The organism is Chishuiella sp. (assembly GCF_032109125.1).
Classification (GTDB): Bacteria; Bacteroidota; Bacteroidia; order Flavobacteriales; family Weeksellaceae; genus Empedobacter.
On the sequence record NZ_DAMCLZ010000002.1, the window covers coordinates 33993 to 46932 of the forward strand.

The 12940-nt window shown below is 29.9% G+C and carries 10 protein-coding genes; 7 read left to right on the forward strand and 3 right to left on the reverse strand.

Translation table 11 applies throughout. The features are described from left to right. Positions 1–18: 18 nt before the first annotated feature. Positions 19–1464, reverse strand: a complete 1446-nt coding sequence (miaB, locus tag RT575_RS03055; protein WP_313578718.1) for a tRNA (N6-isopentenyl adenosine(37)-C2)-methylthiotransferase MiaB — start codon at positions 1462–1464, stop codon at positions 19–21. 135 nt (positions 1465–1599) lie between these two features. On the opposite strand from miaB, the gene RT575_RS03060 reads away from it, so the two are divergent. The 7 genes from RT575_RS03060 (at position 1600) to gldN (ending at position 10966) form a co-directional block, all read left to right on the forward strand. After that, positions 1600–2385: a hypothetical protein gene (locus RT575_RS03060; protein WP_313578720.1), complete on the forward strand. Its 786-nt coding sequence runs from the start codon at positions 1600–1602 to the stop codon at positions 2383–2385. A gap of 92 nt (positions 2386–2477) precedes the next feature. Continuing rightward, positions 2478–5003, forward strand: a complete 2526-nt coding sequence (topA, locus tag RT575_RS03065) for a type I DNA topoisomerase (protein ID WP_313578721.1) — start codon at positions 2478–2480, stop codon at positions 5001–5003. A 6-nt stretch (positions 5004–5009) separates the two neighbouring features. Continuing rightward, positions 5010–6158, forward strand: a complete 1149-nt coding sequence (locus RT575_RS03070; protein WP_313385162.1) for a hypothetical protein — start codon at positions 5010–5012, stop codon at positions 6156–6158. Positions 6159–6265: 107 nt separating this feature from the next. Continuing rightward, positions 6266–7705 carry a gliding motility lipoprotein GldK gene (gene gldK, locus RT575_RS03075; RefSeq protein ID WP_313385163.1) on the forward strand — a complete coding sequence of 480 codons (1440 nt, stop codon included), beginning with the start codon at positions 6266–6268 and terminating at the stop codon, positions 7703–7705. 35 nt (positions 7706–7740) lie between these two features. Then, the gene (gldL, locus tag RT575_RS03080; protein WP_313385164.1) at positions 7741–8412 is read left to right on the forward strand and encodes a gliding motility protein GldL; all 672 of its coding nucleotides are present in this window, start codon (positions 7741–7743) and stop codon (positions 8410–8412) included. Positions 8413–8469: 57 nt separating this feature from the next. Next, entirely contained in the window at positions 8470–10038 is a 1569-nt protein-coding gene (locus tag RT575_RS03085; protein WP_313578723.1) for a GldM family protein, read from the forward strand. A gap of 25 nt (positions 10039–10063) precedes the next feature. Next, positions 10064–10966 (forward strand): gliding motility protein GldN, encoded by a 903-nt coding sequence (gene gldN / locus RT575_RS03090; protein ID WP_313578725.1) that lies wholly within the window; start codon positions 10064–10066, stop codon positions 10964–10966. A gap of 58 nt (positions 10967–11024) precedes the next feature. On the opposite strand, the gene RT575_RS03095 is transcribed toward gldN, so the two are convergent. After that, entirely contained in the window at positions 11025–11780 is a 756-nt protein-coding gene (locus RT575_RS03095) for a LuxR C-terminal-related transcriptional regulator (protein WP_313385168.1), read from the reverse strand. Positions 11781–11990: 210 nt separating this feature from the next. Next, on the reverse strand, positions 11991–12932 hold the full coding sequence (locus RT575_RS03100) for a transketolase family protein (RefSeq protein WP_313385611.1): 942 nt from the start codon (positions 12930–12932) through the stop codon (positions 11991–11993). Positions 12933–12940 lie beyond the last annotated feature (8 nt).

The following is a 12940-nucleotide window of genomic DNA, read 5'->3' on the forward strand; positions in this document are numbered from 1 at the left end:
TTCAATGCAATAAAAATATTATTCAGAAACCATTTGTCCTATTAAAGTAGCAGTTGTACAGCTGTTTGCTTTTACATTAACAAAATCACCAATTTTTGTACCTTCAACTTTAGGGAAAACTAATACAGCATTTTGTGTATTTCTACCATACCAGAAATTTTCATCACGTTTAGAGTTTCCTTCAATTAAAACTTCATGTATTTTACCTACATAAGAATTCATGCGTTCAGCAGAATGTTTTTGCTGCATTTCAATGATTTCTTGTAAACGACGTTTTTTGTCTTCTGGTAAAACATCATCTGGCATTTTTTTATGAGCAGGAGTTCCTGGTCTTTCGGAATAAGCAAACATATATCCAAAGTCATACTTTACATATTCCATTAAAGATAAAGTATCTTTGTGCTCTTCCTCAGTTTCTCCACAGAAACCAGCAATCATGTCATGAGATAAAGCACAATCTGGAACAATACGACGAATTTTATCAATTAATTCAAAATATTCTTCACGTGTATGTTGTCTATTCATTCTTTCAAGAACTGTTGTAGATCCAGATTGAACAGGAAGATGTATGTATTTACAAATATTTTTATGTTTTGCCATCATTTCTAAAACACCTTCTTCCATATCTTGAGGGTTTGATGTAGAAAAACGAAGACGAATATTCGGAAATTGTGTAGCAACCATATCTAATAAGTGAGCAAAATCTACAGCAGTAGCTTTTTGAATATCTGTTGCATTTTTGAAATCTTTTTTTGGTCCTCCACCGTACCATAAGTAAGAATCTACATTTTGTCCTAATAAAGTGATTTCTTTATATCCAGATTCAGCTAATTCTTTACATTCATTTAGAATCGAGTGAGGATCACGAGAACGTTCACGACCACGAGTAAAAGGAACGACACAAAATGTACACATGTTATCACATCCACGAGTAATTGTAACAAATGCAGTAACTCCATTTCCACCTAAACGAACAGGAGAAATTTCAGCATAAGTTTCTTCTTTTGATAATTGTACGTTTACAGCATCACGACCATCTTCAACATCATTTATAAGATTCGGTAAATCTCTATAAGCATCAGGTCCAACTACGATGTCAACTAAATGTTCTTCTTCAAGAAATTTATGTTTTAATCGTTCAGCCATACAACCTAAAACACCAATTTTTAAACTTGGATTTTGTTTTTTTATAGCATTCAAAGTTCCCAAACGTTTACGAACAGTTTGTTCTGCTTTTTCACGAATAGAACAAGTATTTAATAAAATTAAATCAGCTTCATCAACTTTTTGAGTGGTTTGATATCCTTCATTATTTAGAATAGACGCAACGATTTCACTATCAGAGAAATTCATTTGGCAACCATAGCTTTCTAAAAATAATTTTTTTGTAGCATTACGTGTTGGGGCAGTCATTAAAGCTTCCCCTTGCCTTGATTCGTCTATATTTTTTTCTTCTGTATGCATTTTCTAAAATGTATATTTATCGTGCAAAAGTAATAAATTTAAGTGACATATTGACAGTGTAATTTTCTTTTGCATTTTATTAACATTATTGTACATTTGAGCATCAACGAATAATTAACTTAAAAACAAATTAATATGGATAACTTTATTTTGAATAGAATAGAAGAGGTTAAGAAAAATAGCTTCAATATCAATATAGGAGATATATTCTCTAGAGCATGGGATATATTTTCAGCAACTGCTTTTTATGTAATTTTAGGATTAATATTACCTAGTATAATAGCTTGGGTAATTAATTTTATTTTAGGATTATTTATTTCAATTCCGTCATTTGTTGTTACTGATACTGATGATTTTTCTAATTTATCTGCTCAAATCTTAACTCCAATTGCTTTATTTGGTATGGGATTAAGTTTTTTCATCAATGCGGCTCTGGCTCCAATTACCGTTAGTATTTTGACTATAGCAAAAAAATATGACGAACATAGAAATCCTGATTTTAATGATTTATTTATTCATTATAAAGATGGTAAATTTGGTTCTATATTTTTAGCATACATAGCCATTCAAATTATTACAGTTATTGCTACAGCTTTTTGCGTAATACCAGGTGTAATATTTTTAGTAACGTCTTTATTTATTTTTCCATTTATAGTTTTTTCTAATCTTTCAGTTAGTGAGGCTATAAAATCTAGTTTTAGTGTATTATGGAAAAATTTTGGTCAATCATTTTTATTTTGTTTGGCTTCAATCGGAATTTTTATTATAGGAGGTTTAGCTTGTTTAGTAGGGCTTTTAGTAGCTATTCCATTAGTCTATATAGGAATCTATGTGTTTTATAAAGATGTTATTGGTTTCGAAGGTAATTCTAATGAAATAGATCAGTTAGGAAATACTAATGATTATCAGAGTAATTACTAATTTATAAATAAAAAATACCAAGCAGTTAAAAATCATTTTTGGCTGCTTTATTTTTTTGTTGTTAATTTTGCATAAATTTTTAAGAAAACAATATGTCGAAAAATCTCGTAATTGTTGAGTCCCCAGCAAAAGCTAAAACCATTCAGGGTTTTTTAGGTAAAGACTTCATCGTAGAATCAAGTTTTGGTCACGTAGTAGACTTACCAAAGAAAGGAATGGGTATTGAAATAGAAAATCATTACAAACCAATATATGAAGTAACACCAGATAAAAAAGAGGTTGTTAGTAAACTTAAAAAATTGTCTTCTAAAGCAGAAACAATTTGGTTAGCTTCCGATGAGGATCGGGAAGGAGAGGCTATTTCTTGGCATTTATATAATGTTTTAGATTTAAAAAACAAAGAAACTAAACGTATTGTATTTAACGAGATTACTAAAAAAGCTATACAAAGAGCTGTAGAAAATCCACGTCAAATAGATATTAATTTAGTTGATGCTCAACAAGCACGTAGAATTTTAGATAGATTGGTAGGTTTTGAAATGTCACCAATTTTGTGGAAAAAAATAAAACCAGGTTTATCTGCAGGACGTGTTCAATCTGTTTCAGTGCGACTTATTGTTGAAAGAGAGAAGGAAATACAAAATTTCATTCCTGTTTCATCTTATAAGTTTGTAGCAATTTTTGAAACGAATGAGGGGAAAACACTAAAAGCAAATTTAACGAAGGATTTTTCTACATTAGATGAAGCAGAAGATTTTTTAAATTCATGTATTAATGCTGACTTTAAAGTAACAGACTTACAAAAAAAACCTGCTAAAAGAACTCCTTCAGCACCTTTCACAACATCAACATTACAACAAGAAGCATCTAGAAAATTAGGCTTTTCTGTTTCTAGAACAATGCGTGTAGCGCAACAGTTATACGAATCTGGACATATTACTTATATGAGAACAGATAGCGTTAATTTATCTGATGATGCTTTAGCTGCAATTAAATCTACTGTAGAGACTGAATATGGTAAAAATTATGTTGAGATAAGAAAATATAAAAATAAAAATTCTTCTGCACAGGAGGCTCACGAAGCAATTCGTCCAACTCACTTTGAGAATCATACAATTAATGCAGACGATTCTATGCGTAAATTGTACGAATTGATATGGAAAAGAACTGTATCATCTCAAATGGCAAATGCTGAATTAGAGCGTACAATCATCGATATAGATAACAATAAAAATAAATTTACTTTTCAAGCTAAGGGAGAAGTTATTGTTTTCGATGGTTTCTTAAAAGTATATCAAGAGTCTCATGATGATGAAGACGTTGATGATGATAAAGTTTTGTTGCCAAGTGTTCAAATCAACGAAAAATTAATAGCTGACGAAATTAATGGAACAGAAAGATTTACAAGAGCTCCAGCACGATATACAGAAGCATCACTAGTAAAAAAATTAGAAGAATTAGGAATTGGTCGTCCATCAACATATGCACCAACAATATCTACAATCCAAAAAAGAGAATATGTTGAGGTAGGTGAATTAGATGGAAACGAAAGAAAATATACAACATTAACATTAATTGATAATCAGATTAAAAAAGCTGAATTAAAAGAGGTTTTTGGAGCTGATAGAAGAAAATTAATGCCAACTGATATTGGTATTGTTGTAAATGATTTCTTGGTTGACTATTTTAAAAATGTAATGGACTATGATTTTACAGCTCGCGTAGAAAATAGTTTTGATGAAATTGCAGAAGGAAAACAGAATTGGACAAATATGATTGATGAATTTTATACAAAATTTCATCATGTTGTAGAAGATGTTCAAGAAAATGCCGACCGTGCTACAGGAGAAAGAACTTTAGGGAACGATCCTACATCTGGTAAAAAAGTACATGCGCGTATTGGTCGTTTTGGTCCAATGATTCAAATTGGAGAATCTGAAGATGAAGAAAAACCACGTTTTGCAAGTCTTCAAAAACATCAATCTATTCATAGCATTACTTTAGAAGAAGCATTAAAATTATTCGAATTACCGAAAACTTTAGGTGAATATAAAGAACATGAAGTTGAGGTAAATGTTGGTCGTTTCGGCCCTTATGTAAAATTTGATGATAAATATATCTCTATTCCAAAAGAAGAAGATCCAATGGATTTATCTTTTGATAGAGCAATAGAATTAATTGAAGAAAAATTAAAAGCAGATGCACCTATTGCTCAGTATGAAGGTTTAGATGTAACAAAAGGTAAAGGTCGTTTTGGTCCTTTTATAAAATGGAGTGAATGGTTTATTAATGTTCCAAAGCGTTATGATTTTGATCATTTATCTCAAGCAGATATTATTGAATTAATAGAAGATAAAAAGAAAAAAGAATCTGAAAGAGTTGTTCGTGAATGGGCAGAACAAGAAATTCGTTTAGAAAAAGCAAGATGGGGACGTTTTAATTTAATTCAAGGAAAAATAAAAGTTGAATTATCAAAAGAAACAAATCCTGAAGCATTAACTCTTGCAGAGGTTGAAAAGTTGATTGAGGCTGCAAAACCTGTAAAGAAAACAGCAGCTAAGAAAGCAACAACAAAAAAGACTACAACTAAAAAAGTAGCAACCAAAAAAAGTAAATAAAAAGTAATGTATAAAGACTTTTTAAAACCAGTATCCAGAGAATTACAAGACTTTGCAAAGTCTTGTAATTCTTTTTCGTTAGGAACTTCTATAAAATTTAAAGAAGATGTTATTAATGATAATTTAAGTAATGATAAAATTGCATTAATAGGTATAACAGAATCTCGTTCCAAACAAAAAGATTTAATTGAAGATGTTGATTTCGATTTAATCCGTACTCAATTGTATGAATTACAGATGGGAAACTGGAATATAGATTTATATGACTTTGGGAATATAGAATTCTATGACGAAAAAACTGAAACAGAGAAAGTCTTTAAAAATATAGTCAATGGATTATTGAAAGATAATTACATTGTAGTAATTCTAGGAGGAACACCGAGTTTAGGATATCAACAATATAGATCTTATGATAATATAATAGATAAAGTGAATTATTTATCTGTTGATTGTAAATTAAGATTAGAGAATGAAGAAATCGATACAACAGATGATAATTATTTAACAAAAATAATTTCGAAAGAACCATTTAATCTTTTAGATTATACAAATCTTGGTTATCAAACTTATTTTGTAGCTCAGGAGAAATTAGATTTAGTTAATCAATTAAATTTTGAAGTAGTTAGATTAGGCCATTTGATAGATAGAATTCAAGAGGTTGAAATTTATTCTAGAGATGCTAATGCAGCTCTAATAAATTTATCTAGTATTCAAGGAGCTGATTTTTCTTCATCTAAAAACATGACGCCAAATGGATTTTCATCAAGAGAAATTTGTTCTTTGTCAAGGTATTTTGGATTTAGCAATAAATTAACATCTCTTTACGTTTGTGATTATATAGAGAAATATAAAAAATTAGATCATTTATTGATTGCTCAAATGATTTGGTATTTTATTGATGGTAAAAATCATAAACCAGAAATAAAAAAGTTTGATGATACACAATATTTTGATAAAATTTTTGTTCCTAATGAAGGTAGTGATTATACCTTTTACAGAAATACGTATACAAATCAGTGGTGGATAGAAGTTGAAATTACTGTAGAAAATGTAACTAAGAAGGAAATTATTTCATGTTCTGAAAAAGATTATAGTCAAGCATTGAATGGTGAAATACCTAATAAATGGTGGAAATATTATAAAAAATTTTTTTAAAAAAGAATAATATTTAATCGAACCAATTAATAAATTGACTTAATTTGTAAAATTTATTAATTGAACTAAAGTAATAAAAAGCTGTATAAAAATAAATCTATAGTAGAATGAATAGAATTTTGGGAAGTGCATTATTAGTGTCTCTTTCTTTGTCATCATGTAAAATGTTAAAAAACAGAGGAAGTAATGATAGGAATGATGGACAAATAGTTTCGAAAACATCTTCGACATGGACACCAGTTCGTCCAAAAGGAATGGTTCCGATTCCAAGTGGATCTTTTGTTTTAGGACAAACAGATTATGATTTTACGAGAACAAATGATGCTCCTGTAAAAACTGTTACTGTAACAGGTTTTTTTATGGACGATACTGAAATTACAAATTCTGAATACCAGATTTTTGTAAATTATGTAAAAGATTCTATTGCAAGAACTGCTTTAGCTAATAAAGCTGAATCTTTAGGTTTTGATCCTATGAATCCTAATGCTGATGATAGTGGAATAGGTGCATATGCATATATTTCTGGATCAGCTGATGGAGAAGGAACTCCATATGATGAATACCTTAAGCAAAGCAATACAGGCAGAGATGGTCAAAATTTAGATACAAAAAAAATAAATTGGAAACAACGTCTTGAATGGGATAAGTATAAATATCCAGACATAGATTATGCTGAAGTAATGGAAGGTATGTATTATCCTCCTGAAGAAAGACTAAATGGAGATAGACGAATAGATACAAGAAAATTAAATTATTCATTTGTAACAGTTGATCAAACAGCTGCGGCAAAGAAAAGAGGAACTTTTAGAGTTGATTTTCGTAAAGAGTATAGTTTAAATATTTATCCTGATACTACAGTTTGGGTAAGAGATTTTAATTATTCATATAATGATCCTATGCATCAAGATTACTTCTGGCATAAGGCATATGCTAATTATCCTGTTGTTGGTGTTAGTTGGAATCAAGCAGCTGCTTTTTGTGATTTCAGAACAAGATATCATAATACCGCTTTAGCAAATAAAAAGAAAAGAGGTAATCAAGTAAAAGTTATCAGTTATCGTCTACCAACAGAAATAGAATGGGAATATGCTGCTCGTGGTGGTCTTGAAAATGCTCCTTATCCTTGGGGAGGACCTTATTTAGTAGATGATAGAGGTTGTTATTTAGCAAACTTTAAACCTAAAAGAGGTGATTATTTAGAAATAAATGATGGTAAAAAAACAGGATACATGTATACTGCACCTGTAAAAACATTCCGTCCTAATGGTTATGGATTATATGATATGGCTGGTAATGTAGCTGAATGGACAAGTTCTCCTTATAACAGATCATCATATTTATTATCGTCATCACTTAATCCTTCAATTCCAGCTTCTGGTGATTCAAATATGAGTGTAAGAGGAGGTTCTTGGAAAGATATAGGTTACTTATTAATGGTTTCTTCTAGAGATTGGGAAAATAAAGATTCTGCAAGAAGCTTTATTGGTTTCCGAACAGTACAATCATATCCTGAAGGATCAAAAATAAATTATAGAAGAACTAAATAAAAATAACTATACATTAAAACTAAAAAAACATTCACATGGCAGTACAAGCTTCTAAACAAGAACGTTTAACAAATTTTTTATATAATTTCTTTGCCGCAGTTGTAATTATTGGGGCTTTATGTAAAATAACGCATACCAATTTAGGACCAATTTCCGCTAATATAATTTTAACGATTGGATTAGTAGCAGAAGCAATAGTTTTCATTTACTCTGCATTTTTTGATAAACCAGCAGGAAGTTATGAATGGGAAAAAGCTTTTCCTGAATTAGAAGGTAATGCACCAGTTCAAAGAAAAACAGCTGCTGTAGCTTCTGCAGGCAATAATTTAACTGTAGAGTTAGATAAAGTTTTAGCTGAAGCTAAATTAGATAAAGAAGTTTTTGAAAGATTAAGAGGATCTTTAGATAAGTTTGGTTCAGCAGTAAAAGAATTGAACACGACTACATCAGCAGTTGCTTCTACAGAACAATATAGTAATGAAATAGCTAAAGCATCTACAAATATTAGTGCTTTAAACGCTGTTTATGCTCAACAAATAGAAAATAGCCAAAAACAAGTAGAATTAAATAAACAATTTATTGAAGAAATGCAAAAATCTTCAGGTAGTTCAGAGCAGTTCTTGAAAGAAATGCAAGAGCTTTCTGCTAATATTAATGCATTAAATAAAGTATACGGAGGTATGCTTTCAGCAATGAAAAATAACTAATCATTGTATCATTTTTCAATAAATTAACTAAAACATTCATTAATTCTATAAATTATTATGGCAGGAGGTGGTAAATTAACCGGACGTCAGAAGATGATCAACCTTATGTATCTCGTGTTCATAGCTATGATGGCTTTGAACGTAGATCGTGAGGTTCTGAGATCTTTCGAAAGTATAAATACAACATTAGAGTCAACATCAAAATTGACTTTAGAGAATAATAATACGTTTTATAATCAAATTGATTTAAAAGCGAATACTGATCCTTCTTATGCAGATACAAAATCACAGGCTGCAGAAGTAAAGAAACAAACAAATGATTTTGTTTCTTACATTGATGGATTAAAGAAAGAATTAGCTGGAGCTAATTTTATTTCCGGTTCAGAAGATACTGATTATAATGCTTTATCAAATACAGAACCAGTAGTTTCTTTATTTTTTAAAGGTAAAGGAGGAGATAAAGGAAATGAAAAAGCTCAAGAATTTGTTAGTAAAATAGATTCTTATAGAAATTTTTTGATGACATTTGCTCAAAAAAGTGCTCAAAAAGCGAGTATAGAAACTCGTTATAATGAGTTTTTTGGAACAACTACAAAATCAAAAAGACAAACTTGGATTCAAGAGAAGTTTTATGATCAGCCTATGGTAGCTGCTTTAACAAATTTATCTAAAATGCAAATGGATGCTCGTACAGAAGAAGGAAACTTAGTAAGAGCATTATTATCTGGTAAATTAGAAGAGAAAATTGAATTAGATGCTTTTCAAGGTTTATTCTTATCTCCAGGTGTTGTTAAAATAGGAGATGATGCTGTTTTAAACGTTGTTTTAGGAGCATATGATAACTCTATTAAAGGTTCTGTACAAACAAGTGTAGGTAATGCTACAGTTGTAGATGGTAAAGCTTCAATTAAATTGAATACATCAAGTGTAGGTGTACATCAATTAACAGGTAATATATCTTATGAATCTAATGGGCAAACTAAAACAGTTTCTATAGTTCCTTCAACATATCAAGTTGTAGCACAAACATTAGATAAAAAAGCTGCTGAAATTATAGAGAAAGATCCAACAGGAGGTTCAATAGTTGCAGATAATTTACGTGTAGTTTATCGTGGTGTAGTTAATCCAATTTCAGCTACTATTAATGGAGCTAACAGTCCAGTAAGTTTATCTCCATCTTCAGGTAGTGTATCTGGAGCAGGAGCAAATAAATGGAATTATACTCCAGGTGGAGGAAACGAAGTTGTGTTTACTGCAACTACAAAAGCTAGTTCTGGAAAAACATTGACAGTTAGAGAAACTTTCCGTATTAAACCTGTGCCACCTGCACGTGGAGTTATTTTAGGAAAAACAAGTCCAGCTATACCAGATAATGGAGTTGCTGCTCAAACAATTCGTGTTGATTGGCCAGACTTCTTATTCCCTGTATCAGGAGAAGTAACATCATTTAATGTGAAAGTACCAGGTCAGGCAACAGTAAGAGTTTCTGGTAATAAAATGTCAGGAGCTGCTGGAGCAATATCTAAAGCTAAGAAAGGAGATGTAATAGGTGTATTTGATATTAAATATAAAACAAATACAGGATTATCAGGTGAAGCATCATCAATCTCTATTCAAGTACAATAATTTTATAAATTAAAAAAAATAGAATATGAAATATCTTTTGTTTGGTTTAATGAGTTTCTTCTCAACCCTTACAATGGCGCAAAATGTTCTTAATGCTGTTTCGCCAGAACAGTTAAGAAGAGACCGCGAAAATAAAACAAGAGTTGATGAAGCTGGCGATACAATTAGTACAGCACAAGAACCAATGAAATATGGATTTGTTGAAGACAAAGATGTTTTATGGTCAAAAGTTGTATGGGAAGTAATTGATTTAAATGAACGTTTAAATCAACCATATTATATCTCTGGTGATGAGTTAGTACAAAATTCTAAATCATTATATGATGTTTTAGTTGAAGGTATTCGTGATAAAAAAATTACTGAAGTTTATGATGATGAGTATTTTAAAAATAAAATGACTTATGATCAAATTATGGCTCGTAATGAAAAGAAAGATACTCAACAATTTTATTTTGATATGATCCAAGCAGGTGAAAAACCTGATGAAGGTGCTATATTTAATTTTAAAATTAAATCAGACGATGTAAAAATGATAAAGACAAAAGGTCTTTGGTATATTGATCGTCGTTTAGGAGAATTGAAATATAGATTATTAGGTTTAGCAATAATGGGACCTGATGCACAATCTTTAGGAACTGAATTTGCAGACAATTCTTATATTGATTTATTTTGGATTTGGTATCCTGATGCTCGAAAAACGTTAGCAAATTATTCTGTGTATAATCCAGGAAATTCTAATTCAGCAATTAATTTTGATGAATTATTAAATGCTAGAAGATTTAGTTCTATAATTTATAAAGCTCAAACTACATTTGGAACAAAAATGCTAGAAGATTATATTCCAAATGATGCAAAAGCTCAATTAGAAGAACATCATAAAATCAGAAATTCTATTATTCAGACAGAAGCTGATATGTGGAATTACTAATAACTAGTTAGTATAAAATAAGAAGGGACGAAATTTGTATTTCGTCCCTTTTATATTTTTAGAGGATTAAGCTGAATAATTCTGTTGTATTTGCACAATTATTTTTTTTCAAAATATTTCTTCTATGCGTATCAATAGTATGTTTACTTAAATCCATTGCAGATGCAATATCCTTACTTGTATAACCTTTGATTAAGAAATTTACAATTTCCTTTTCTTTTGATGTTAAAATCAAATTATTTTTATTGGAATTTAATATGTCTGTTAAGTTTTGATTTAAGTGGAAAATATTTAATTGTGGAATACCACCCATTTTTATTTGAGTTATATCTGTAGCTAAACAAAAAACACTACTAGGTAAAGAATTATCTCCTAATTCTAAGAAAAAATGTTGAAGATGTATCTGATGTAATTTTTTTTCTGAATCATAGACTCTAAAATCATAATTAAATTTGTAGTTTTTTCTTTTTTTATCTTCAATATGTTCTGAAAAGTTTGATATTTTTTGTTGTATAGCTATTACATGATCTAAATCTTCGGGATGAATAATTTTTACACAAAGTTCTGCTGTGTATTCTGAGGCTGAATAACCAAGTATTTTTTCACATTGCTCTGATACATATTCAAAATGTCCTGACTGAGGGTTTATAACATAGATAAAGTATCCTCCAATAGTAAAAGTATCAAGAATATTTTTATACTCTCTTAGTTTTTCTATTTGAGCCTCTAAAAAACTTAAATTTGATTTATCTGTATTTTTTTTCCATGATTCTTTTACTTTCTCAGTATATATTCTCAGCGTATTCTCGTCCATAATCCTCAATATTTAAATCAATATATATAAATGTACTTTATAAATACCTATTTGTGAGTATTTATGTAAAAAATATTAGCACTAATTTTGTTACTTGATAAATAAGTAAAGTAAATTTTTAACCAACCTAGAATTTATATATTTGTATTTGAATAGAATACAAAAAAAATGAGCTCTTTATGAGCTCATTTTTAATTTATATCTTATTTATTATAATAAAGATTTTACTTTAGCAATTACAGCCGTAGAATCTATTCCATATTTCTTCATTAAGTCAGATGGAGTTCCAGATTCACCAAATTTATCTTCAACAGCTACAAAAGCTTGTTTAGTTGGTAATTTTTGAGCTAATACTCTAGCTACAGATTCTCCTAAACCACCAAGGATATTATGTTCTTCTGCTGTAACAATTTTACCTGTTTTCTTTACAGAATTTAAAATGATTTCTTCATCTAAAGGTTTAATAGTATGAATGTTGATTACTTCACAAGAAATACCTTCTTTCTCCAATTCAGCAGCAGCAACTAAAGATTCCCATACTAAATGTCCTGTAGCTACAATAGTAACATCAGTACCTTCATTCATAAGAATCCCTTTACCAATTTCAAATTTTTGATCTGCAGGAGTAAATACAGGAACAGCAGGACGACCAAATCTTAAATAAACAGGACCATCATATTCTGCAGCAGCAATAGTAGCAGCTTTTGTTTGATTGTAATCACAAGGATTAATAACAACCATTCCTGGTAACATTTTCATTAAACCAATATCTTCTAATGTTTGATGTGTAGCACCATCTTCTCCTAATGTTAATCCAGCATGAGATGCTGCTATTTTAACATTTTTATTAGAGTAAGCGATTGATTGACGAATTTGATCATATACACGTGCAGTAGAAAACTCAGCAAAAGTTCCTGTAAAAGGAATTTTTCCACCAATAGTTAAACCGGCTGCGATACCCATCATATTTGCTTCAGCAATTCCTATTTGGAAAAAACGCTCTGGATTTTCTTTTATAAATTGATCCATTTTTAATGATCCAATTAAATCAGCACATAATGCAACAACATTAGGATTTGTTCTCCCTAATTCAGTTAATCCGTCTCCGAATCCACTACGCGTATCTTTTTTTTCTGTGTATGTTAAATCTATCATTTTTT

Excerpts from the sequence above, each read along its gene's own strand:
- miaB (WP_313578718.1), bottom strand. The coding sequence starts at position 1,464 with ATGCATACAGAAGAAAAAAATATAGACGAATCAAGGCAAGGGGAAGCT.
- RT575_RS03060 (WP_313578720.1), top strand. The coding sequence starts at position 1,600 with ATGGATAACTTTATTTTGAATAGAATAGAAGAGGTTAAGAAAAATAGC.
- topA (WP_313578721.1), top strand. The coding sequence starts at position 2,478 with ATGTCGAAAAATCTCGTAATTGTTGAGTCCCCAGCAAAAGCTAAAACC.
- RT575_RS03070 (WP_313385162.1), top strand. The coding sequence starts at position 5,010 with ATGTATAAAGACTTTTTAAAACCAGTATCCAGAGAATTACAAGACTTT.
- gldK (WP_313385163.1), top strand. The coding sequence starts at position 6,266 with ATGAATAGAATTTTGGGAAGTGCATTATTAGTGTCTCTTTCTTTGTCA.
- gldL (WP_313385164.1), top strand. The coding sequence starts at position 7,741 with ATGGCAGTACAAGCTTCTAAACAAGAACGTTTAACAAATTTTTTATAT.
- RT575_RS03085 (WP_313578723.1), top strand. The coding sequence starts at position 8,470 with ATGGCAGGAGGTGGTAAATTAACCGGACGTCAGAAGATGATCAACCTT.
- gldN (WP_313578725.1), top strand. The coding sequence starts at position 10,064 with ATGAAATATCTTTTGTTTGGTTTAATGAGTTTCTTCTCAACCCTTACA.
- RT575_RS03095 (WP_313385168.1), bottom strand. The coding sequence starts at position 11,780 with ATGGACGAGAATACGCTGAGAATATATACTGAGAAAGTAAAAGAATCA.